The 23,702-nt window shown below is 60.7% G+C and carries 18 protein-coding genes, 1 tRNA gene and 1 pseudogene; 18 read left to right on the plus strand and 2 right to left on the minus strand.

From position 1 onward, the window contains the following. Window positions 1–31: 31 nt before the first annotated feature. Window positions 32–108: transfer RNA gene (locus tag ACM62G_RS16555), tRNA-Met, on the minus strand. Window positions 109–223: 115 nt separating this feature from the next. Then, on the minus strand, window positions 224–2,326 hold the full coding sequence (locus ACM62G_RS16560) for a methyl-accepting chemotaxis protein (RefSeq protein WP_419735183.1): 2,103 nt from the start codon (window positions 2,324–2,326) through the stop codon (window positions 224–226). Between the two features lie 290 nt (window positions 2,327–2,616). Between ACM62G_RS16560 and ACM62G_RS16565 the strand changes: the two genes are divergently transcribed. From ACM62G_RS16565 to ACM62G_RS16650, 18 genes and pseudogenes are all read left to right on the plus strand, one after another. Continuing rightward, window positions 2,617–3,834, plus strand: coding sequence for an MFS transporter (locus tag ACM62G_RS16565; protein WP_273824019.1), 1,218 nt, complete (start codon window positions 2,617–2,619; stop codon window positions 3,832–3,834). 220 nt (window positions 3,835–4,054) lie between these two features. Further along, window positions 4,055–5,092, plus strand: a pseudogene (locus tag ACM62G_RS16570) (cache domain-containing protein); the annotation flags it as partial. A 198-nt stretch (window positions 5,093–5,290) separates the two neighbouring features. Further along, on the plus strand, window positions 5,291–5,995 hold the full coding sequence (locus tag ACM62G_RS16575; protein ID WP_419737533.1) for a methyl-accepting chemotaxis protein: 705 nt from the start codon (window positions 5,291–5,293) through the stop codon (window positions 5,993–5,995). Window positions 5,996–7,040: 1,045 nt separating this feature from the next. Beyond that, window positions 7,041–8,567: a B12-binding domain-containing radical SAM protein gene (locus ACM62G_RS16580; protein ID WP_273824018.1), complete on the plus strand. Its 1,527-nt coding sequence runs from the start codon at window positions 7,041–7,043 to the stop codon at window positions 8,565–8,567. Window positions 8,568–8,570: 3 nt separating this feature from the next. Then, the gene (locus ACM62G_RS16585) at window positions 8,571–9,563 is read left to right on the plus strand and encodes a kinase (RefSeq protein WP_054060609.1); all 993 of its coding nucleotides are present in this window, start codon (window positions 8,571–8,573) and stop codon (window positions 9,561–9,563) included. Window positions 9,564–9,565: 2 nt separating this feature from the next. Then, the gene (locus ACM62G_RS16590; protein WP_054060610.1) at window positions 9,566–10,519 is read left to right on the plus strand and encodes a GDP-L-fucose synthase family protein; all 954 of its coding nucleotides are present in this window, start codon (window positions 9,566–9,568) and stop codon (window positions 10,517–10,519) included. Beyond that, window positions 10,512–11,345 carry a transketolase gene (locus tag ACM62G_RS16595; protein ID WP_054060611.1) on the plus strand — a complete coding sequence of 278 codons (834 nt, stop codon included), beginning with the start codon at window positions 10,512–10,514 and terminating at the stop codon, window positions 11,343–11,345. Before ACM62G_RS16590 ends, ACM62G_RS16595 begins: the two co-directional genes overlap by 8 nt. After that, on the plus strand, window positions 11,342–12,322 hold the full coding sequence (locus ACM62G_RS16600; protein WP_054060612.1) for a transketolase family protein: 981 nt from the start codon (window positions 11,342–11,344) through the stop codon (window positions 12,320–12,322). Before ACM62G_RS16595 ends, ACM62G_RS16600 begins: the two co-directional genes overlap by 4 nt. A 37-nt stretch (window positions 12,323–12,359) precedes the next feature. Then, complete coding sequence (locus tag ACM62G_RS16605) at window positions 12,360–13,529, plus strand: DegT/DnrJ/EryC1/StrS family aminotransferase (RefSeq protein WP_204375752.1); 1,170 nt, start codon at window positions 12,360–12,362, stop codon at window positions 13,527–13,529. Window positions 13,530–13,532: 3 nt separating this feature from the next. Further along, entirely contained in the window at window positions 13,533–14,258 is a 726-nt protein-coding gene (locus tag ACM62G_RS16610) for a sugar phosphate nucleotidyltransferase (RefSeq protein ID WP_054060614.1), read from the plus strand. Window positions 14,259–14,334: 76 nt separating this feature from the next. Further along, a complete protein-coding gene (locus ACM62G_RS16615) occupies window positions 14,335–15,273 on the plus strand; it encodes an NAD-dependent epimerase/dehydratase family protein (protein WP_054060615.1) in 939 nt (312 codons plus the stop codon). A 38-nt stretch (window positions 15,274–15,311) separates the two neighbouring features. Beyond that, window positions 15,312–16,121, plus strand: a complete 810-nt coding sequence (locus ACM62G_RS16620; RefSeq protein WP_054060616.1) for an ABC transporter permease — start codon at window positions 15,312–15,314, stop codon at window positions 16,119–16,121. A gap of 5 nt (window positions 16,122–16,126) precedes the next feature. Further along, the gene (locus tag ACM62G_RS16625) at window positions 16,127–17,449 is read left to right on the plus strand and encodes an ABC transporter ATP-binding protein (protein ID WP_054060617.1); all 1,323 of its coding nucleotides are present in this window, start codon (window positions 16,127–16,129) and stop codon (window positions 17,447–17,449) included. Beyond that, a complete protein-coding gene (locus tag ACM62G_RS16630; RefSeq protein ID WP_419735184.1) occupies window positions 17,446–17,775 on the plus strand; it encodes a hypothetical protein in 330 nt (109 codons plus the stop codon). Before ACM62G_RS16625 ends, ACM62G_RS16630 begins: the two co-directional genes overlap by 4 nt. Beyond that, window positions 17,697–18,998 (plus strand): hypothetical protein, encoded by a 1,302-nt coding sequence (locus tag ACM62G_RS16635; RefSeq protein ID WP_419735185.1) that lies wholly within the window; start codon window positions 17,697–17,699, stop codon window positions 18,996–18,998. Before ACM62G_RS16630 ends, ACM62G_RS16635 begins: the two co-directional genes overlap by 79 nt. Beyond that, window positions 18,995–20,749 (plus strand): hypothetical protein, encoded by a 1,755-nt coding sequence (locus ACM62G_RS16640; protein WP_419735186.1) that lies wholly within the window; start codon window positions 18,995–18,997, stop codon window positions 20,747–20,749. Before ACM62G_RS16635 ends, ACM62G_RS16640 begins: the two co-directional genes overlap by 4 nt. Further along, window positions 20,746–22,683 (plus strand): glycosyltransferase, encoded by a 1,938-nt coding sequence (locus tag ACM62G_RS16645; RefSeq protein ID WP_419735187.1) that lies wholly within the window; start codon window positions 20,746–20,748, stop codon window positions 22,681–22,683. The genes ACM62G_RS16640 and ACM62G_RS16645 overlap by 4 nt, the downstream gene beginning before the upstream one ends. 2 nt (window positions 22,684–22,685) lie before the next feature. Then, a complete protein-coding gene (locus tag ACM62G_RS16650; RefSeq protein ID WP_054060621.1) occupies window positions 22,686–23,693 on the plus strand; it encodes a hypothetical protein in 1,008 nt (335 codons plus the stop codon). Window positions 23,694–23,702 lie beyond the last annotated feature (9 nt).

The following is a 23,702-nucleotide window of genomic DNA, read 5'->3' on the forward strand; positions in this document are numbered from 1 at the left end:
GCTTACCTTGCGGTAAGCCGTTTTTAGTACTTGGTGGCTACACAGGGACTTGAACCCCGGACCCCAGCATTATGAATGCTATGCTCTAACCAACTGAGCTATGTAGCCAAGTGGCGCGCATTATTCGCTCTGAACGATGATGTGTCAAGCAAATATCTGAAAATTTTCTCTACGCTATCAAAAACTTAACGCCCAACGGCGAAATCCGTGGGCGTTGCCCGTCTCAATTCAGGCGGAAGCGCCCGGTATTGTCACTCAGGGCCTTGCTGCCTTCGCTCAGGGTGTCCGCCGCGCGGTTCACCGCCCGCGCCCCTTCGAGCAGCCGGACCGCCGCCTGATCGACCTGCTGGATATTGCCGCTGACCTCGTCCGCGGTGCTGGCCTGTTCGTCCACCGCCGTGGCGATCTGGGCGAGGGTGTCGGTCACGCTCTGCACGGCGCTGGCGATTTCCACCAGGCGCTGGCCCAACCCGGTGACCGATTCGGCATCGGTCTGCGCCTGGACGCAAGCCGCTTCCATCAGGGCCACGGCCTGGCTCACGGTGGCTCGCAGGCTGTCGACGGTGCTGGCGATCTGTGCGGTGGAACTCTGGGTGCGTTGCGACAGGCTGCGCACTTCGTCCGCGACTACGGCGAAGCCACGGCCCTGTTCACCGGCCCGGGCCGCCTCGATGGCGGCGTTGAGGGCGAGCAGGTTGGTCTGTTCGGCCACGCCGCGGATGGTGTCGACCACCAGTTGGATCTGCTGGCCCTGTTCGCTGACCCGGCCCAGCGCCGTGGCGGTTTCGTTCAGGCGCTGGTTGAGCTGCTGGATGCTGGCGGTGGTGCGCTGGCTGTCGCGGCTGCTGTCCGAGGCGATGCGCCGGGTATTCTGGGCGCTGCCGGAGGCCTGCTCGCAGCTCTGGGCGACGCCCTGGGAGGTGGCCGCCAACTGCGTGGCCGCCGCGGCGATCTGGCTGATCTGTTGCTGCTGCGCCTCGACCTCGTTGAGCGCACCGCTGGAATGGCTGTTGAGGGTACGCACGGCGTCGCTCAGTTGCAGGGTTTCATGGTCGACGCCCTGCAGGCTGGTACGCAGTTGCACCACCGCCACGTTCAGCGCGGTGCTGATGGCCGCCAGTTCGTCACGGCCTTCGACCGGCACTTGCAGGCACAGGTTGCCGTCACGCAGGGATTCGGCCAGCAGGGTGATACCGCTGGCGCTGCGGCGGATCGAGGCCTGCAGGCAGATGAACAGGTACAGCGCAGCCAGCAGCAGGCAGCCGAAGATCGCCGCCACCAGGCTGAACTGGCCGGTGGCCGAGTCGTGGTAGTGGTCCAGGCGGCTGTCGAGGGTGTTCAGCGAGTCCTGGCGCAGGTCGGCCAACTGGCCGAGCAGGGTGTCGAGGGTTTTCTCGAAACCCTCGGGCTTGAGGGTGATGCTACCGCCGAACATGCCGTCATCCAGCGCCTTGAGGCCTTCGTCCAGGTGCTTGAGGTTTTCCTGGTAGCGTTCGGCCCAGTCCTGCAGGGCCGGCGGCAGGCGGGTTTGCAGCTGGGTGCCGGTCTTGGCCAACTGGTCGCGGGCGTCACCGATACGGCTGCGCAGGTCCTTGAGTTGCAGGCGGCTCTGCAGGCTGAACTGGCCGGAGACCACCGAGGCCTGGCCGACGCTGGCCAGGCGGCCGACCCGCTCGATCAGGTCGGGCGCGTATTGGGTGGAAATCTGGGTCAGCAGGTAGGTTTCCATCCAGGAGGCGAGGATCAGCCGGCTGTCCATGGCGATCTGTTCGCGCAGGCCTTGCAGGGCGCTCAGGGCGGAGGTGAAACGGTCATAACCGTCCGGCCACCAGCCGACCTTGCTCAGGCTGGCCGAGTCGAGGCCGGAGACGGTGGCTTGCAGCACCTGGTAACGCTTGAGGGTGTCGGCATCGGCGCCTTCGCGCTGCAGCGCCTGGCCCAGTTGTTCAAGGGCCTGGTTGATCTCGGGCTGGGCCTTGTCCAGCAGGGCCATGGCGGCGAGGGTGGCAGGCGTCGGCTGGCGATTGGTCTCCGTGGCCTTCCAGCGAGCCGCACGGTCGCGCTGGGCGGTGAGCAGGTTGTCCAGGCTGTCCAGCGCCAGCAACTGGCGGACGCCGGCACGTTCTTCGCCGATCAGTGCCAGTTTGCTGCGGTAATCCTGGCCGATCATGTAAAGGCTGCCCATCAGCGGGACGATGAACAGCAGGAACAGCACCTGAAATTTGCGGGCAAAACCGAATCGTCCGAGCAGTCGCATTCCCGGTGATAAAAAAGCGTGCATTGCCGACCACTCCTCAAGGCATCCGCACCGTTCGAGTGCGCTCATGACGGGTTGGTCATGACGGATGCCGTCGTTAAAGACCTTGGAAGTTTCGCCAGTGAGGGCGTTATCGGCCGGCCGCTGTAGCGAATCTTCCCATTCTCGTGGCCCTTTGTAAGGAACCGCGCTGTAGGAATCAGGGCAGGCAAGATTCAGACCAGTAGCAAAGAGCTATCAATGGTTTTTCGTCGGATTAAATTGATCGTTAGCTCAACAAGTATCTGGTCTTGATGCACTAAAAAATGGCACATTGACGCACCTGCACCTGTGCATCCATCCGCGTCACGGACTACCTCATGGCTCTCACTGAAACCTCTTCCGGCCCGATGCCGACGTCGGCGCCCGCGCAATCCAGCCCGCTGGTGATGCGCATCATCGGCGCCGTGGCGCTGGCCCACCTGATCAACGACCTAATCCAGTCGGTTCTGCCGTCGATCTATCCGATGCTCAAGGACAGCTACGGGCTGACCTTCACCCAGGTCGGGCTGATCACCCTGACCTTCCAGGTGACCGCATCGCTGCTGCAACCCTGGGTCGGCTTTTATACCGATCGGCATCCGAAGCCGTTGCTGTTACCGGCGGGAATGATCTGTACGCTGATCGGGATTCTGATGCTGTCCCAGGTCGGCAGTTTCCCACTGATTCTGTTGGCTTCGGCACTGATCGGCGTGGGCTCCTCGACCTTTCACCCGGAAGCCTCGCGTGTGGCGCGCCTGGCTTCGGGAGGGCGCTACGGGCTGGCGCAGTCGACCTTCCAGGTTGGCGGTAACGCCGGTTCGGCCTTCGGCCCGCTGCTGGCCGCGGCGATCATCATTCCGTTCGGTCAGGGCCATGTCGCCTGGTTCGGGCTGTTCGCCCTGTTTGCCCTCGGCGTGCTCTACGGCATCAGTCGCTGGTATCGCGCGCACCTGAACCTGTTCAGGCTCAAGCAGGGCCAGAAGGCCACCCACGGCCTATCGAAAGGGCGGGTGCTGGGGGCGCTGGTGGTGCTCGGCCTGCTGGTGTTTTCCAAGTACTTCTACATGGCCAGTTTCACCAGCTACTTCACCTTCTACCTGATCGAGAAATTCCAGCTGTCGGTCGCCAGTTCGCAACTGCACCTGTTCCTGTTCCTTGGCGCGGTGGCGGCGGGGACCTTTGCCGGCGGCCCCATCGGCGACAGGATCGGACGCAAGGCGGTGATCTGGTTCTCGATCCTCGGTGTCGCGCCGTTCACCCTGGCATTGCCGTATGTCGACCTGTTCTGGACCACCGTGCTCAGCGTGGTGATCGGTTTCATCCTGGCCTCGGCGTTCTCGGCGATCGTGGTGTTCGCCCAGGAACTGGTGCCGGGTAACGTCGGCATGATCGCCGGGGTGTTCTTCGGCCTGATGTTCGGCTTCGGCGGGATCGGCGCGGCGCTGCTGGGGCATCTGGCGGATATCCACGGCATCGAGTACGTCTACACGATGTGTTCGTTCCTGCCATTGTTCGGAGTGTTGGCAGTGTTGCTGCCAAGGACGAAAAAGGCCTGAGCCGGGCAGCGGGCCGGCTTGCCCCGGTCAAGGGCAGCCGGTTTGAACCTGCGGAAACGGACCGGGCGATCAGCTATCCGGGACAATTTATGATGTTTTTGTGCACGATAGCGCGATAAAGATTTTGATTCGCCAGCCGAAACAGGCTTAATAGCAAAGGGCCATAAACCTGTCTGGTCCGGCTGTTTGCCTCTCACTTCCCCGGATGGTGGTCGTCGCAATGAAAATAAAAAACAAACTCGTCCTGGCCTTTGTGCTGGTCGCCTTCATCCCCGTGAGCCTGGTGGCGGTCATCTCGGTGGTGAATATCCGGACTGAGGCGGTCGATCAGTTCATTGATGGCAGCACCCGGGAAATACGCCAGATCGACGGCAATATCCGGCAATTCTTCGACGGCACGCAGCAGAACGTCGATCAGATGGCGACCGATCCTGTATACACCTCCGTTGACAGCCTCAAGCACTACGAGACCGCCGATGCGGCCAGCCGGCCCCTGCCTCCGGCGGCCAGGCAGGTCATCGATGCGTTTGCCCGTTATGGCGCGACGCACCCGGCGGCCGCGATTCTTTCCATTGGCCTGGAGGACGGCACCTACGCCAAATGGCCGGACGATCCGCAGTTGGCCAACTACGATCCGCGCGTACGTCCCTGGTACAAGGCGGCCATGGCCAGCCCCGGAAAGACCGTTCGTACCCCCGCCTATTACTATGACAAGGACGCCGTGGCACTGGTGGGCAGCGCCCGGGCGATGCTCGATGCTTCCGGCAAGCCCAAGGGGGTATTCGTCGTCAGTGTTTCGCTGAAGAACCTCACCGAACTGGTCAAGAGCATCAAGCTCGGCCAGAGCGGCTACGTGATGCTGATCGAGGACGGCACCGTACTGGTCGACCCGCGCGATGCTGCCCACGGCTTCAAGAAGCTCAAGGACCTCGGCGAGCCTTACGCCAAGCTGGCGGCTACCGGAGAGGGCTCCACCGAAGTGCAGATCGATGGGGTCAACTATATGGCCAACATCTGGACTTCGCCGGGCCTCGGCTGGCGCTATGTCGGCCTGATCCAATACGACGAAGTGATGGCGGGGGCGACCCGCATGACCTATGTCACGGCGCTGATCGTGGTGGTACTGGCAGTGATTTTCGCCTTGCTGGCCGCAGCGTTCTCCAAGGTAATCGTCAAGCCGATCGGCCAGGTCAGTACCGGCTTGCAGTCGATTGCCGAGGGCGAGGGCGACCTGCGTCGTGATCTCGATGTTCAGGGCAAGGACGAAACCGCGGAGTTGGCCGGCTGGTTCAACAAGTTCCTGGCCGCCATTCGCCAGTTGATCCAGCGCATCGGCGCGGCCTCGACCAATCTGCAGGATGCCTCGCGGGTCAACAGTGAGGTGGCCAGCAACATGAACGAGGCTGCCGGTCGCCAGCGTGAGGCGGTGGAACTGGTGTCCACGGCCTTCAACGAGATGGTCGCCACCGCCAACGAAGTGGCCCGCTCGTGCAGCACCGCGGCCACCTCCGCCGAGAGCGGACATCAGCGTGTGGCGGAAGGCAAGCAGCAGATCGAGCAGACCACCGAGAACGTCAATCGCCTGGGGCGCCGCCTGACCGAGTCGTCCCAGGCCATGGTCGAACTGGAGGAGGGCAGCCGCAGCATCAACCAGATTCTGGGCACCATCCGCGCGATTGCCGAGCAGACCAACCTGCTGGCGCTGAACGCGGCGATCGAGGCTGCGCGGGCCGGTGACCAGGGGCGGGGTTTTGCGGTGGTGGCCGATGAAGTGCGGGCGCTGGCCAAGCGTACGTCGGATTCCACCGGCGAAATCGACCAGTTGCTCAACGCCCTGGGCAGCAAGACCCAGGAGGTTTCGCAGAAGATGGAAAGCTGCCTGGACCTGTCGCGAGCCAGCGTCTCCTCCATCGAGAGCGCGCGGGGCAGCTTCGAGGGTATCGAGCTGTCGGTCAACGAAATCCGCGACCAGAACCTGCAGATCTCGGCGGCGGCGGAGGAGCAGCATAGTGTCGCCGAGGAGATCAACCGGCATATCCAGCAGATCTACGATGAGGCACGTCTGGTCGAAAGCCTGGCCAATTCGGCGCAGGAAGACTCCGGTCGGCTGTCGCATCTGTCGGAGGAGTTGAATGGGTTGGTCGGGCGGTTCAAGTCGTAGAGGACATCGCCGGGGAGGGGGCAGCCTGATTCCCTCCCGGGTTCTGAACTTGAGGTAAGTCCAATCCCTGGTGTGACGCTATCCCGGATATACGGTTGTGAGCGTCGATGCTTTAAGGGGTGATGGTCTTCAGGCGAAAAGTCTTAGGCTATGTACGAAATCGCTTGAAACTTGGTTATGCGGCGTTAAAAACCGGCTCGGAATGCTCATTGACAACCAGTCAAGTCGGGCGCGACCCCGGGCGTTCCTCGCCGTTTTTTGCCTTGCCTAACCTGCGTTTCAAACAATTTCGTACACAGCCTAAGGCAGTATCGCTCTCGTGGAATTTTGTCGAGAGGAATCATGTGGTTACGGTTGTTGTAAGCAATCTTTCCACACTCCTCGCGTTTATTTTGTAATCGCTCTTCTAAACAATAGTGAATGACCTGTCATCTGTTTGAGAGTTTCAGTCTGAAGCTGTATGGCAACTATCAGGGATAACAACTAACCTGTCTCTTTGGCTCTCCCCTGAATCCCGGGGCGCTACGCCAATTGTCGCACAGCAATTGCGTAATATAGGGGAGCTGCTTTTGCACTCTCTTGGGGCGGGATGCCGCATTTTGAGCCATGGTGACTTGAATCGATCAGTGATGCGAAGGGAGCGGCCTTCTTGTGTCCCTGGTTGGTTGTCCAAGGCAATGCGGGAAGATAGCGGGGGTTATTCGTGGCGAGGCTGCGAAGCGTCTCTGTGCAGCCATTTCCTACTTTTTGTATCAGCTTTAGACACATTCGGGCATCTTTCGTTAGTGTCTGAGTGCCAGTATTTATGCGGTGCAGGAGTAGTAAATTTTTTCCAGTGCTATTGCAGGGTATTTCAATAACCTTATCCTGGTCAAGGACTTAATAGTGTAAGAAAAGGGCGTTAGACTTCTTCGGAAATTGTGCTTTAATCGAGTGCTTTCATGCCGCTGGCATATGAGTCTCCCTGTGTTGCAATACTTGTGGGCGTCAGTTTGTTTTTCATGGCTTGGAGCCTTGGGCAGCAAGAAACGGAAGAAAAGCACCTATGGATGCACTATTTGTAACACCTGATTCTTCGGCAAAGGCCTATCAGGGGCTGGCAAGCGTATATTCCGCGATAGAGCCGCCGACGTGGTCGTTGCTGCTGGCCGAGTCCTGTCGCAGCAAGGGCTTCGAGGTCGGTATCCTGGACTGCGATGCCGAGAAGCTGACACTTGAACAGGCCGTTCTGCGTGTCGAGTCCCACCGGCCGAGGCTGGTGGTGTTCGTCGTCTACGGACAGAACCCCAACTCCGGCACGACCAGCATGATTGGCGCCCTCGAACTGGCCGCCGCGCTCAAGGAACAGTCGCCCCTGTTCAAGATCTGCTTCGTCGGCTCGCACATCAGCGCCTTGCCCAGAGAGGTTCTGGCACATTCCTGTGTCGATCTGGTACTGCTCAACGAAGGCGTCTATGCCCTGCATTCGCTATTGGCGAGCAATCTGGGCGATGACCTGTCTTCGATCCGGGGAATCGGTTACAAGCAACGTGGTCCGGCGAACTTCCCCATGCCAGTGCTCAATCCGCCCGAGCGATTGGTTCCCCAGGAGCGCATGGACATCGACATGCCAGGGTATGCCTGGGACCTGTTGCCCTACAAGGAACGTCCCCTGGACCTCTACCGGGCGCATTTCTGGCACGCCGGTTTCGACCATGCCCAGCGTACGCCTTTCGCGGCGATCTATACGTCGCTGGGCTGCAACTTCGGTTGCAACTTCTGCATGATCAACATCGTCAACCGGACGGACAACTCGGAGTCCGCCGATGCCGCCAGCTTCCGTGGCATGCGCTTCTGGAGCCCGGCCTGGGTGATGCGCGAGATGGAAAAGCTGGCCAGGCTTGGCGTGCACACGTTGCGTATCAGCGACGAGATGTTCTTCCTCAACCGCAAATTCTACGAGCCGGTCCTGCGCCAGGTGATCGAACGCGAGTTCGATTTCAACATGTGGACCTACTCGCGCGTGGACACGGTACGTCGTGACGCCCTGGAGCTGTTCAAGCAGGCAGGGGTCAACTGGTTGGCGCTGGGGGTCGAGGCGGGCAACCAGATGGTTCGCCAGGAGGTGTCCAAGGGCTCCTTCAAGGAAGTCAACATTCGTGACGTCTGCGACGTGATCCGGCAGACCGACATCAATGTGATCAGCAATTTCATTTTCGGCTTTCCGGACGATACGTTGGAGACGATGCAGGAAACCCTGGATCTGGCCATCGAGTTGAACTGCGAAATGGCCAACATGTATCCCTGCCAGGCATTGCCGGGCAGCCCGATGAACCGGATCGCACGAGAGGAAGGCTGGAAGCTGCCCTCGAGTTATGAAGGGTATGCGTTTCTGTCCTATGAATGCGAGCCCTTGCCCACCAAGCACCTGTCGGCGGCACAGGTACTGAAGTTCAGGGATGAGGCCTGGCAGCGTTATTTCACCAATCCGACCTACCTGAATCTTGTCGAGCAGAAATTCGGGCCCACGCAGCGCCTGAATATCGAAGACATGACTCGTATCAAGTTGCGGCGGAAACTGCTGGGGGACTAGCCTGTGATCATAACGCGTACACCCTATCGTATTTCGTTCTTCGGCGGTGGCACCGATTATCCAGGCTGGTTTCGTGAGCAAGGGGGCTCGGTCATCTCCACCTCCATCGACAAGTATTGCTACATCAGCTGTCGTCACCTGCCACCGTTCTTCGACCACAAGTACCGGATCGTCTACTCGACGATCGAAAACGTGATGGAGCCGGAAGAAATCAAGCACCCCGCAGTGCGTGCCGTATTGCGGCACATGGAGTGCGACCGTGGCCTGGAGATACACCATGATGGCGACCTGCCGGCGCGTTCCGGGCTAGGTTCAAGCTCATCGTTCACCGTGGGCCTGCTGCATGCGTTGAAGGCGCTCGATGGGAAACAGGTGTGCCAGGACTCCCTGGCGAAACTGGCCATTCATGTCGAGCAGGATGTCATCAAGGAAAGTGTCGGCTCGCAGGATCAGATCGCAGCAGCCTATGGTGGTTTCAATCGCATCGATTTTCTGCGTGATGGCAACTTCAAGGTATCTCCTGTCATCCTGCCCGAGTCGCGGCTGCGCCACCTGCAAAATCACCTCATGCTGTTCTTCACCGGATTTTCCCGGATTGCTGCGGAAATCGCACAATCGAAAATCCAGAACATATCCGTACGTCATAGCGAACTGACGCAAATCATGCAGATGGTCGACGAGTCCTTGTCGATCCTTCAGTCCAACAGTTCGCTGGACGAGTTCGGTGAGCTGCTGCATGAGGGCTGGAAGCTGAAGAAGGGCCTGTCTGACCGGGTCAGCAACCCCGACCTGGATGCGATCTATGAAGCCGCCCGATCAGCCGGCGCGACCGGTGGGAAGTTGCTGGGTGCGGGTGGGGGCGGTTTCATGCTGTTTTTTGTCAAGCCAGAGCTGCAGTGGCGGGTTCGCGAACGCTTGAAGGCTCTGATTCATGTGCCTTTCCAGTTCGAGAGTTCCGGTAGCCGGGTCGTTCTTTATCAGCCTAACGGACTTTAAGCATGTCACAGCGTCTCTCAAGGCACTCGCGAATCTACATCGCGGGGCACCGTGGAATGATTGGCTCGGCATTTGTCCGGCATTTCACCGCAGCCGGTTTCACCGATCTGCTCCTGCGTGGGCACGACCAGTTGGAACTCACCGACAAGTCGGCAGTCGATGCGTTTTTCGCCGAGCAGCGTCCCGAGATCGTCATTCTCGCGGCGGGCAAGGTGGGAGGTATTGTCGATAACGTCAATTATCCGGCCGACTTCATTACCCGTAACCTGGAAATCCAGGCCAATGTCATCCAGAGCGCCCACCGCCATGGTGTGCGGCGACTCGTGTTCTTCGGCTCGTCCTGCATGTACCCGCGTGAGTGTCCGCAGCCCATGGCTGAGGACGCGCTGTTGAGTGGAAAGCCGGAGATGACCAGCATCGCCTATGCGATGGCCAAGCTGGCCGGGGTTCATATGTGCCTGGCGTACAACCGGCAGTATGGCGAGCAGCGTTTCATTCCCGTGATTCCGAACAGCGTATACGGCGAGAACGACAACTTCGATCCCCAGTCCGGGCATGTGCTTTCGGCGTTGATCAGCCGCTTTCATGCCGCTCACAAGGCGCAGCAACCGCTGACCACGTTGTGGGGTACCGGCACGCCGCGGCGCGAATTCCTGTGTGCCGATGACCTGGCCGCCGCCTGTCATGTGTTGCTGGAAGCGGATCTTTCGACCGTCGAGCTGCCGATCAATATCGGCTCGGGGCATGACCTGTCCATCCGGGAGTTGGCCCAGCTGATCGCGACTGTCGTCGGCTACCGCGGCGAGATCGCCTGGGACACCCAGCGACCGGATGGCACTCTGCGCAAGTTGCTGGACAGCTCGCGCATCCTTGAACTGGGTTGGCAGCCGTCGATCTCCCTGGAGGCGGGCATCCGCCGAACCTATGCATCTTTTCTGGAGAGCAGCCATGCATGAACCTGAACCCGTGCTCGCCACTTACCTGGAGGAGAAGGCGCATTGGGTCTGGCGGGAGACCTTGAAGATCCACCGGCATACGCCGGAGACCCGGGTCGCCTCGTCGTTATCGCCCATCGAGATTTTCGTGGTGCTCTACTACGGTGGCTTCCTGCGGCAGAATCCGGCCGATCCCCTCTGGCCAGGACGTGACCGCTGCATCATCAGCAAGGGCCATGGTTCGTTGTGCATGTACCCGATTCTTGCCGACCTCGGCTATTTCCCCGCCGATGAGCTGGAGCGTGTGTGCCAGGAGGGCAGTTTCCTCGGCGGAATACCCGACCCGGTGATTCCCGGCTATGAAACGGTCAATGGTTCTCTGGGGCACGGCGTCGGTGTCGGTGCCGGCATGGCCCTGGGCCTGAAACGGCGTGGCCGTGACCAGCAGGTCCATGTGGTCACCGGCGATGGTGAATTGCATGAGGGCTCGAACTGGGAGGCCTTCATGTTTGCTGCGCAGCATCAGCTGGATAACCTCACGGTGATTGTCGACAACAACCAGATCAGCATGCTCGGCCCCACCGACAGCATCGTTTCCCATCGTGACCTGCATGCCAAGTTCACCGCATTCGGCTGGCAGGTTCAGGTCGTGGAGGATGGCCATTCTCCGCAGGCCATTGCCGCTGCGCTGAGCGCCAGCCGGGCCTCCGGCGAGCCGCAACCCCGGGCGATCATCGTCAATACCCGCAAGGGGCATCGGGTGCCGGGCCTGGAAAACGCGCCGTTGTCGCACATCACCCCGATTGCGCCGCAGTTGATTGATGAGTTGCTGGGAGTCGAATCATGAGTGACACGCTGCAGTCGATAAAGCCACGGGCGATGCGTGACACGCTGCTGGCGTCCATCGTCGAGGCCATGGAAGCCGATGACGACATTTTCTTTGCCACCGCCGACTTCGGTTCGCCGGTGCTCGACCAGATCCGCGAGCGTTATCCACAACGGTTCGTCAATGTCGGGATCGCCGAGCAGAACCTGATCAATGTCTCGGCGGGGCTGGCTCTCGAAGGGTTCAAGGTGTTCGCGTATGCGATTGCCCCCTTCATCACCATGCGCTGCTTCGAGCAGATTCGCGTGAACCTGGCGCTGCTTTCCACCGTGCGGCCCATGAACGTGAACCTGATCGGGGTGGGGGCCGGCTACAGCTATGTGGTCTCCGGTCCGACTCATCAGTGTTACGAGGACCTCACACTGATGCGCAGTCTGCCGAACATGCAGGTGCTTTCGCCGGCCGACCAGGTGACGTCGGCCGCACTGGCCTCCCGCTGCCTGGAGCGTCCGGGGATCAAGTACCTGCGTCTGGATGCCCAGGTCCTGCCGGTGGTCTACACACAGGGCGCGCCGGATCTTGCACGTGGTTTCCAGGTTCATGGTGACGGTGACGCGCTTTGCCTGGTCTCCACCGGATACATGACACAGACCGCTCTCAAGGCCGCCGAACGCCTGGCAAGCGATGGGCTGCGCGTCACCGTGGTCGACCTGTTCGACCTCAGCGGTTTTGATGAGCAGGCGCTGATTACCCTGTTCGCCAGGTTTCGTGGTGTCGTTTCACTGGAAGAGGGGTTCGAGGGGCGTGGTGGCCTGGACGCCCTGCTCTTCAATCTGCTGGCTCGGCGCCTGCCCGAAACTCGCCTGTTCAACGTGGGCGTGGCTCCCCAGTACCGGTTCGAGCTGGGTGAGCGGACCGCGCTGCACGAGCAGGTCGGTATCGGGGTCGATGCAGTGACCCACAAGGTCCGCGATTTTCACGCTTCACTCTCTCTTTGATTCCATGCCCAGTAGCAAGACGGAGCAATCTTCGATCATGAAATACCCCTTGATGCGCAACAACATCCTGCGTGAAGACCTGGACGCGGTCATCGAACATCTGCGCCAGGATGATCCCAAGCTCACCCATGGCGAGCATGTGAAAGCCTTCGAGGCGGAGTGGTCGCAGTGGCTTGGGGTCAAGTACAGCGTTTTCGTCAACTCGGGGGCCTCGTCGAACCTGTTGACCATGGCCTTGCTGAAATTGCGCTATCCACAGGGCGGCGAGGTGATCGTGCCATCCCTGACCTGGGTATCGGATATCGCCAGCGTCCTGCAGAACGGTTTTACCCCGGTTTTCACCGATATTGATCCGCGTACCCTGTCCATGGACCCCAGGCAGATCCTCGACAAGCTGAGCGAGCATACCCGGGCGGTGTTCCTGACCCATGTCCAGGGCTTCGATGGCATCGATGACGAGGTGCTGGCGGAACTGGATCGCCGGGGTATTCCGCTGATCGAGGACGTGTGCGAGTCGCACGGTGCCGAACACGCCGGACGGCGCTTGGGCAGCATCGGCTGGGTGTCGAACTTCTCTTTCTACTATGCCCACCACATGAGCACTATCGAGGGCGGGATGATCTGCACCAATGACCCGCTCGTCTATCAGCAGGCCCGCATGCTGCGTTCCCATGGCATGGTGCGCGAGGCCAATGATCCGCAGACCCAGGCCGAATACCGGGCAGCCAACCCTGAGCTCAATCCCGACTTCATCTTCGCGTTTCCCGCCTTCAACACCCGTAACACCGAGATCGGCGGAATTCTCGGGCGCAAGCAACTCAAGCGCCTGTCGGCCAACGTCGAGCGCCGCACGCAGAATCTGCATCGCTTCCTCAGCCAGATCGATCCGCGCAAGTACCGTACCGATTTCAAGTTGGAAGGTTCGAGCAACTACGCCTTCAACCTGGTCCTGCGCGAGCCCGATGACGAGTTGGTCGAGCGGCTCATGGTCCACATGCGCGAGGGCGGTATCGAGTTTCGCCGTGGCAGTGCCGGTGGCGGTAACCAGCTGCGCCAGCCATACCTGAAAGGGATCGTGCCGGACGGCTACTATCGCGAGTTCCCCGAGACCGAACACATCCATTTCTACGGCTTCTACATCGGCAACTTCCCGGATCTGCGTGATGAGGAAATCGATGAGTTGTGCCGCTATCTCAATGATGTCTAAGCCATGACGGTCCGTACCGCGATTATCCTCGCCGGGGGACTGGGTACCCGGCTGCGCAGCGTCGTCTCCAGCGTTCCCAAACCGATGGCACCGATCAATGGCCGGCCGTTTCTGGAGTACCTGCTCGATTACTGGATCGAGCAGGGCATCTCGCGCTTCATTCTGTCGGTGGGGTACCAGTGCACGGTCATCACCGAGCACTTTGGCGGGCGCTATCGTTCTGCCGAAGTAGAGTATGCGATCGAGCACGAGCGCCTGGGGACCGGCGGTGGCCTGTTGTTGGCGGCGGCGATGCTCAAGGATGAAGACGCGTTCGTGCTGCTCAACGGCGATACGTTCTTTGCCGTCGAGCTCGCGGCACTCGACCGTTTTGCCCGCAAGGCCGGTTCGGACTGGGCGCTGTCGCTGTTCCGGGCCGAGGAGGCGAACCGCTACATGGGCCTGGAACTGACCGATGAGCAGCGGATTCTCTCGCTGGCATCGCAGCGCGGGTTGCCGGGTTGTCTCGCCAACGGTGGCGTCTACTGGGTACGCCGGGACAGCCTGGCCAGTTCGCCGTTCGTGGCCGGCAACAGCGTGTCGCTGGAGGATGAGCTCTTGCCGACATTGTTGGCGCGCGGGGCCTGCCTGTCCGGGTTCGCCGCCGAGGGTTCGTTCATCGATATCGGCATTCCCCATGATTACCAGCGTGCCGGGCAGGTGCTGAACACGTCGGAGCTGCGCGGTTGATGCTCCCGGGGGTGATGGCCGCCCAGGGTTGCCACGGCATTTACATTTCTTACTCACTCGAAAAAGGAAGCAGACGATGAGTCTCAATATTCTCGTGACCGGCGGAGCCGGCTATCTGGGGTCCACGCTGGTCCCCGCGCTGTTGGCTGCTGGGCACAAGGTCACGGTACTGGATAACTTTCTGTTCAAGCAGGCCAGCCTGAACCATGTATGCCACGACCCCAACTTCACGGTGGTGAGGGGCGATATTCGACTGGAGAGCGTCATGGCCCCCCTGTTGAGCAAGGCCGATGTGGTCATCCCCCTGGCCGCTCTGGTGGGGGCGCCGATCTGCAATGCGGACCCGGTGGGAGCCTCGAGTATCAACCACGACGCGATCAAGTTGATGCTGCGCCTGATGTCGCCGCAACAGCTCGTGCTCATGCCGACCACCAACAGCGCGTATGGCACCGGCGATGCCGACAACTTCTGCAACGAGGACTCCCCGTTGCGGCCGATTTCCCAGTACGCCAAGGAAAAGGTCGAGGTCGAAAAGCACCTGATGCAACGTGAGAACGCCATCAGCTTCCGCCTGGCAACCGTCTTCGGCATGTCGCCACGCATGCGCACGGACCTTCTGGTCAACGACTTCACCTATCGTGCGGTGTATGACCGATTCGTCGTGTTGTTCGAGAGTTCGTTCAAGCGTAACTACATCCATGTGCGGGATGTCGCGCGAGTCTTTCTGCATGGCCTGGAGAACTTCTCGTCGATGAAGGGCGAGGTCTATAACGTCGGCCTGTCGGACGCGAATATCTCCAAGCGCGAGCTGTGCGAGCGGATTCAGGCACATATTCCTGATTTCGTGTTTCTCGAAGCGCCCGTCGGCAAGGATCAGGATCAGCGCAACTACGTGGTTTCCAATGCCAAGGTGGAGGCAACCGGCTTTTGTCCCATCATGTCGCTGGATGACGGCATCCGGGACCTGATCAAGGGCTTCACCATGATCAAGAACTCTGTCTACGGTAACGTCTGACCCTGTCGCTCTCCCTGGTTGAATGAAAGGATCGTCATTTGCTCAAGAACCCTTCGCGGCAACACCTGGTACGCAATGTGATTCGCCATCGTTCCATGATCCAGGCGCTGGCGGTCCGCGATCTGCAGAACCGTTATGCGGGAACCCTGGGCGGGATGGTGTGGACCTTCATGCATCCGCTCGCTGTCGTGGTGGTGTTCTATTTCGTCTTCGCGGTGGGCTTTCGTGCCCAGGGGCCGGTAGGGACCCCCTTCGTCCTCTGGTTCGTCTGTGGCCTGGTGCCGTGGTTCTTCTTCAGTGAAGCGCTGCAGGCCATTACCCACTCGATCACCCGTAACGATCACCTGGTGAAGAAGACCGTCTTTCCGACGGAGGTCCTGCCGGTGGTCCACCTGGTGTCCGGGCTGGTCCCCCATGGGGTGTTCCTGCTGGTGTTGGCGGGCATGATGCTGTTCTATGACGTGACGTTCCTTTGGCAGCGCCTGCTGTTCGTCTACTTCCTGCTCTGCATGAGTGTCCTGCTGTTGGGGCTGGGCTGGTTGCTGGCGGCCTTGCAGGTGTTCTATCGGGATATCGGCCAGGCGCTGACGATCCTGCTCAATCTGTGGTTCTGGAGTACCCCGATCGTCTGGTCGCTGGAGATCATGCCTCCCGCCATCCGCGAGTGGGCGGTCTATAACCCGATCTACTACATCATCCAGGGCTATCGTGGGCTGTTGATCTTTCCAACGGTATCCTGGCCGCCGATGAGCCAGACACTGGTTTTCTGGGGTGTGAGCCTCAGCCTGTTTTTCCTTGGCTCAGCCATTTTTCGCCGGCTTAAGCCGGAATTCGCGGATGTTCTCTAAACGCCATGCCGAACGATATCGCCCTCTCCGTGACGGATGTCTCGAAGAAATTCAGGTTGTTCGCTTCACCCCGCGAGCGTCTTGTCGAGGCGCTGCATCCGTTGCGCAAGCAGTATCATCGGGAGTTCTGGGCACTGCGCGGGGTTTCCTTCGACGTGATGAAGGGGGAGATCATCGGCGTGCTCGGGCGCAACGGCTCGGGCAAGTCGACGCTGTTGCAGATCATTTGCGAGGTGATGCAGGCGACCACCGGCAGTGTCCAGGTCAATGGCAAGATCTCTGCCCTGCTGGAGCTGGGGGCGGGGTTCAACCCGGAGTTCAGTGGACGCGAGAACGTGATTCTCAATGGCGCCATCATGGGGTTTTCCCGGAGCGAGATGATCGCAAGGATGCCCGCCATCGAGGCTTTCGCCGAGATTGGCGAACACTTCGACCAGCCGGTGAAAACCTACTCGTCCGGGATGTTCGTCAGGGTCGCCTTTGCGGCGGCGATTCATGTCGAGCCGGAGATTCTGGTGGTTGACGAGGCCCTGAGTGTCGGCGATGCGAAGTTTCAGCATCGCTGTTTCCAGCGCATTCGCGAGTTTGTCGAGCAGGGCAAGACCATTCTGTTCGTGTCCCACAGTGTCGACACGATGCTGCGCTTGTGCAGGCGCGGGCTGGTGATCGACCACGGGAACCTGTGTTACGACGGTCCGATTGCAAGTGCGGTGAACGTGTACCAGAACCTGTTGTTCGGGACACAGGCAGTAGAACCGCCGACTGCCGGTGAGCTGGAATCGTCCCATGCCGAGCAGGCCCGGCTGCTGGGCAGCGGGCGTGCGGATGTCGTCGCTGGCCGGCCTTTCTACAACGACCATGAGACGCGTCTGGGCAGTGGCCAGGTGCAGGTCATCGATATCGAGATTCTCGCCGATGGGCGTTGCGATCCGCCCCGGATTCCGGCGAATCAGCCTGTGCAATTGCTGGTCAAGTTGCTGTTCCATGAAGCGCTGGAAGGGGTTTCGGTCGGCTTTGGCATCGTTTCGCTCGACGGTACCTATGTTTTTGGAACCAACCTGCACATGCAGGGCGCGCCGTTGCTGTCGGCGGGTGCCGGTGAGTGCCTGGTGATCAGGTTCGATTGGCAGGCCCGCCTGGTCGGCGGCGAGTATTTCCTGAATGTCGGCTGCTCGCAGATCACCGCCGAGTCCGACCGTTTCCTGGACGTGCGGCGTTCGGTGAGCCGGCTCACCTTTGCCGACACACCGGGCATTACCGGTTTTGTCGATTTGCAGGTCAAGCACGAAGTCTTGTCGTCGTCCGGCATGGAGGAGGCCCGCTCATGAGTTTGAAGCGACCTCTTGTTCTCGGTTATCCGAGAAGCGGTTTCACATTGTTGCTCAGTGTCATCGCGGAAATACGCCGCGTGACCGGGCTCAGCGATCCCGCACCGGGTGGCGCGTTCCTCCAGGCATTCTGTCAAACGGTGGGGGAGCAGGTCGCGCTGCGCATACAGGACGTTTTCGAGCGGCGGGGATTGGCCCGGGCGCTGATCTACAACAACAACTTCAGGTACCTGCCAGGAGGGCCGAAGTGGGTGAAGGGCGATGCCCCGCGGACCGCCTGTTTTCGCAAGTACATCGGCGTCAGGGGGCGGGGGATTTCACCCTGATCACTTCGCACCCGGTGGAGATCCTGTCCGTCTATGGAACGGCCCACTCCCATGTGGGGCCGGATATCTGGCCGACCCACCCGGCCTTCAGCGAGCACCAGCGCTTTGCATCCATGCGGCACCCTGCCGGAACTGTGTCGTCGGCCTGCTTTTCGTTCAATGCCCTGGCCAGCGAGTACATTCAGCGCTTCATTCCCCCTGAACAGGATAACGACGAGCTGCGCCAGCGCATCGCCCTGTACAAACTCTCCGACCTGAATTTCTTCGAAGCCCTGGCTGGCCCGCTGCAAGCCTATCTGCGGGTTTTCGAGGACTACGCCAGCGCGTATCACATCATGCGCTGGGAGGATCTCATCCAGGCGCCGGTGCCGACCATCCTGGGGCTGGCCGAAGCTCAAGGGGTTTTCCTGGATGCGCAGCAGGCGGCCGAGATCTGGCAACGTATCGACCATGTCAACCTGACCGGTGCGCATCGGCACAACCTGCGGCGAGGGCAGGGAATCGTCGGTGGTTGGCGGAACTGGCTGACCAATACCCACCTGGATATCCTGCGTGACCACGGTCTGGAGCGCATGGGGCAACGTTACGGTTACGGCGTTTTCGAGGCGCTCGACGAGAGCGCCTACACACCGTTCCAGCGCGAGCTGGCAGGGTTGCTGGAGCGGCGCGAGATCTTTCGTGACTATGGCGACGAGGACCTGTTCGGCTTTGCGTTCAACAAGTCGAACCTGGATCTCGAGCGTTTTGCATTCAAGCGTTATGCGTGGAAAAGACATACCCAGATCGAGCGCTCGACCTGTTCGGACGATGAGCTGGTGGCGCAGGTCTCCGCTTGTGCCGAGGAGACTTGCGAGGTCATTAACGCCGCGCTGGCCTGCTGGCTCGACAACGGCCTGCCGCAGGCCGGTGTCAGCGAGCGGGTGGAACGGGTGATCCGTGCGCTCGAGCCGCTGCATCTCGAGACGCAGGTGCTCGATGGCTATCGTGAGCAACTGTTGGCGGCGGGAGACGCTCAGTGCGCGGCCGGGCCCTCGGCCGCCGCGGGCACGCCGGTGTTGCTCGAAAGTTTCGGAACCACAAACATCGTCGCCTATGCCGGTCGCTACTACGGTGTACCGCAGGCATTGGGCGCACTGGATTTCAGCAGCGATATCGGGCATTTGCCGGGTATCCAGGTCGACGAGCGACTGGCGGACCTGCTTGTACGGATTAGACATTCATGAACAACCTGCAATTTTGCGCGCCGCGGCTTGATGCGTTCCTGGAGCTGCTGGAACCGTCATGGTCGAACCAGGACCTGGTCGTCCGGCTGATCGGAGACAATACCCTGGCCCGGGACCTGGCAGAGGCCGCGCAGGCCCGAGGGGTCGGGCTGTTGCGCGAGTTGCCCCGGGAGGATGAGGTATCCGCTGGTGCGCAGTGGATCATCTTCACGGAAGAGGACGGTGCGCGCCTGGCAGACCAACTGCTGGCCTGTGTCGGTTTGAACGACGTTTCACTACTGGCCCCGATCACCGATCATCATTTCAGCCGCCGGCCGCTGTTCCTGGTTTCCATTCCCAAGTCGGGGACTCACCTGCTCTATGAGCTGGCACGGGCCCTGGGTTATCAGGAAGGCGTGGTGCTGCCGGAGTTTCCCAAGCCGCAAACCTGGTACTGCGTCGAATACAGCAACTCGCATACGGTAGCGGCCGATTTCTTTGTCGACAGCGTGCGGCGTTCCAGTTTCGGAAATCGCCATCATGCGTTCCTGTCTTCACCGGCATTGTTCATGTACCGCCACCCGCTGGATATCCTGGTGTCCGAGGCCAACTACTATGAGCGTGAAGGCAAGACCACCTTTGCGGGCTGGCTGAGTGGTCTCGATGTGGCTGGGCGGATCAGCCGCCTGCTGAACGACAACTGGCTGCTGGGTTCCTTGCGGCAGCGCATTGGCGGTTTCCTGCCCTGGCTGGACTTTCCCAATGTCGCTTCGCTGTCCTTCGAGGAACTGATTGGTGCGGCCGGTGGCGGGCGGGAGGCGGATCAACTGCGCCTGATCTGGTCCATCCTGCTCAAGCTCCAGGCTCCGGGCTCGCCGGTGGCCATTGCCGCGAAGCTGTTCAACCGTGACTCCGCCACATTCCGTTCGGGGCAGATCGGTGGCTTCCGGCAGGCAATGGCCGCGGCGGATATCGCCCGTTTCGTCGAGCATAACCAGGACTTGCTGAGCACCCTGGGATACCCCCTCGACGGCAGCATCGATTTGCCGGCCAACCGGCGCGTGCGCCAGGCTTCGCCACTGCGTTATGCGACCGAGACATTCGATGAGACACCCATCCTGCTGGAGGGCGATTTTTTCAGCTGCAATCTGGTGCGTTTCAGGAGGCGCCTGTACGCACTGCCTCTGCAGGTCGGGGCTGTTGACCTGCGTGCCTGCTCCGAAGCGCAACTGGCAGCCTTGCCTTCGGCATCGTCGATCGGCGAACTCAAGGCCCTGCTGCTGCTGGGGAGGAGTGCGGTCGAGGAGCGCCAGGTCGTCCTCCAGGAGGTATCCCGTCTCCTGGTTGGGCGCTCTGCCGAACCGGAGGAGGGGCCTTCGCTGGTGACGACATATAACGGCTTCAATGTGTTCAGGATCCAGCAACGTTTCATAGGGCTACGCCAGGCGGCCGGTCCCATGGATCTTTCCGGCAGCTTGCAAACCCTGCTCAAGCGTTATCCGACCAGCGACCTGCTGATTGCGAGAACACTGGATGAGCTGGCCGAGCATATCGATGGCTTGTCCATGGTGATGCGTGGGTATGACACCCGGAATGAGGACGAATCTGACCTGGACGGACAATTACAGGATGCCAATCGCGAACTGGCGTACCAGTTGGAGCGGGCCAACGCACGTATAGACAGCATGGAACAGATGTTGCACCACTTGAGCCAGTCCTGGTGGCAGCGCCTGTGGAGTCGGATCACCAGCAAGCCAGGAGGGCAATCATGAATCAATTGGCAGTGGCCGTTCCCTGGAATCAGAGCCACTACATTCCCTGGCGTGGGTGCCACCCGTTGTATCGGGCGCTGTTCGAGTCGATGCCTGAGGGAGTGAGCATCAACGCCTGGGATAACGTTGCCTTGCGGCATCTGCTGGAGCGATCCGAGCCTTTGCGTCAGCGGCTGCTGGCGGCGCTGGCGAGTCAGTCCGGCAATCAGTGGCCGGAGCCCTGCTCGAGTTGTTTCGGACCTGAAAACCGCCTGCTGACGCAGGCGTTGCCGGGCGCTATCGAATTCTTTCACTCCATTGCGTTTCCCAGCCTGAGCCGGCCCTTTGTGCTGCATTGCGAGTCCTTGCGTGGCCTGTTTGCACCGTGGACAACAGCGCAAGCCAGCATCGGCGAGCAGTTGCCGCGCATTCGCGAGCATTACCGTGCATTGCTGGGAGGCCCCTGGTGTCTGGGGGTTTTCTCGGCACAGGCGGATACTCTCGTGGCGCTGAACGATTTCCTTGGGTTGCCGCAGTTGCAGTCCCGGTTGTTCACGTCCCGCCTCGGTTTACCGGTATCCGCGGTTCAGGCTCGTGGGCGGCTTCCTGATAAGCCGTCGCTTGCCCATCCACGGTTCCTGTTCGTATCGGTCCCTGACCATGAGAGCGACTTTTTCAGCTGTGGTGGGCATCGTGTCCTGCGCTTCTGGAAGGCATTCTGCGCCGCTGGCCACAATGGCCTGCTCAGCATGGCCTGTGAGCGCCCTGACGCCCAGGCCCTGGTCGCCGCGGGCGTGGACCTGGCCTTTGTCGAGCAGCAGACCGGTCGCAGCATTCTGTGGGCCAGCCCTGCCCAGGCCGATGTCGAAGCCTTGATGGCGGGGTCGCATGTGCTGCTGCAACCGGCCGATGTATTGTGTCCGTTCGAGATTCTCCAGGCCATGAGCCTGGGCTGCGTGCCCGTGGTTTCGGCGCTTCGCGGGGTTGGCACGTACTTGCAGGATGGCCAGGGCGGTCTGATCGTCGGTACCGAGCCCGAGATAACCGATCCCTGGCTGCTTCCGGTGCGCCAGGAGCATGAGCAAGTCTTGCTTGTCGATGAATTGCTGGCGCGTATTCCTGGCTTGCTGCAGCCGCAGACTTACCTGGCGTTGCAGGAGCAGGGCCATCGGAGAGCGGTGACGGAGTTCTCCGGGCAGGCGTTTGCCGGGACGTTCTGGGCACAGGTCCGTCAGCTTCACGTGGACAGTTCCACGCCTGCTCCCTCAGCGAACGGCCCGGGTGTGCCGCTCGTGGACGGGGGACTGCTGGACATGACCGGTTTACGGCGGGCGTTCAGCCAGGATGCCCGCCCGCGGATGCGGATCAATACCGGAGAGCGCAGTGTCTGGTCCGTGGGTGGCTGTTTCATGCTCGTGGAGGGCAACTCTTCCCTGCATGCCCACGATTGCTCGGTATTGGCTCAATACACCCGCACTCAGGCGCGGCCCGCGATATGGGCCAACAGCCTGCTCGAACTGGCGGGAGCCTATCTGCCGCAGGAAGGAAGGGTGGATCAGCCCGAACCGTCGGCGCTGGTGAAACTGTTGTCGAGATGGCTGATGCCTTTTCCCTGGCTGCACAGCCAATGCTCGCAATGGCTGCGTCGCTATCGTCGTGCGCGGCAGCCGCAAGCGAGCCGCACCCCGAGCCCGCCAGTGGGGGCGGCAGAGCAGCCACACCTGGTCGTGGAAGGTTTCCATGGCTACAACATCATCCGCTATGGAAAGCGTTTTTACGCCATCCTGCAAAGCGATGGGGCATTCGAGCCCAAGCATCTGGAGACTTCGCACTCCGGCCGCTACCACAGTGGCGTGGATTTGCAGGCTGTCGAGCAACTGGTCATTGCGAGCCTGGCGGGCGGCGTGGACAACGACACGCTTGCGAATCAATCGTCCGTGGCGCACAGGAGGTGAACATGACGCTATCTCATGCAAGGCCAGCGGTTCATCTCTGGGTCTATAACCATTCGTTCTACGGTATCAGCGACCAGGTCGATTTCCTGGTGATGGCGCTGCAGCAGCAGGGTTACCCGGTCAGTGTGGGCAAGCGTCCGAGTGACAGTCGCTTGAATATCGTCATCGAAAACTTCTCCGAGAGCACCCGGGACACGCTCATCGATTTCTGCGAGTCCCGTGGCAAGCGGGTGGCGGTCATCATGACCGAGCACCTCGACTTCGTGGACGACCAGATACTGATCCACGGCGACCCGCTCTGGAACAACAACGACTACATGCACCCGGCGGTGCAGGTGGCACGCATCCAGCACCTGTTCGAGTGCCTGCCTCATATCTGCGCGTTCCTGATGCTGGGAGACTTGCCGGAATTGATCAACATGGACAAGTTGCTGCCCGGCGTCCCCGTGCGGGCCATCGGTTTCCCCTCGCTGCCGAAAGTCGCTCCCGATCCCGGCGACTCTGCGCAAAGCGATCTGTTGTTCACGGGGGCCGTCACCGAATACCGCGGGCGCATGCTCGACAGATTGCGTGGTGAGGGTTTCTCGATCGCGTGCCCGGAGCGTTTCGTTTCCCGTGGGCAACGCGATGCCTTGAACCGTTCGGCACGGCTGGTGCTCAATATCCCCCAGCGCCTGGATTGGCGCTGGTTGTCGCTGATGCGCATCATTGCCGCCCTCCGGGTGGGGAAGGTGACCGTTTCGCTGGGCACGGCCGACACCTCGCAGATCGCCGCCTGCTGCCCTCAGATCAACCTGGAACACACCGATTGGCTCGACGTATTGCGCGGCCATGTCGAAGGCAAGGATGCCCTGTATGTGCGCATGCATGCGGAGTATGAAGCCATGGCGGCAAGGTTCATGCTGAAACACCCTTTTCCGCATGATCTTTTCGATTACTGGCAAATGATCGATCGCGTGCCTTATTCCGGAAATGGAGGTGAAAGATGGACGCAGAGCTATCCACAATGAGGCGTACCG

It is taken from the genome of Pseudomonas sp. COR18, from assembly GCF_048568395.1.
In the GTDB taxonomy this organism is placed as follows: domain Bacteria; phylum Pseudomonadota; class Gammaproteobacteria; order Pseudomonadales; family Pseudomonadaceae; genus Aquipseudomonas; species Aquipseudomonas fuscovaginae_B.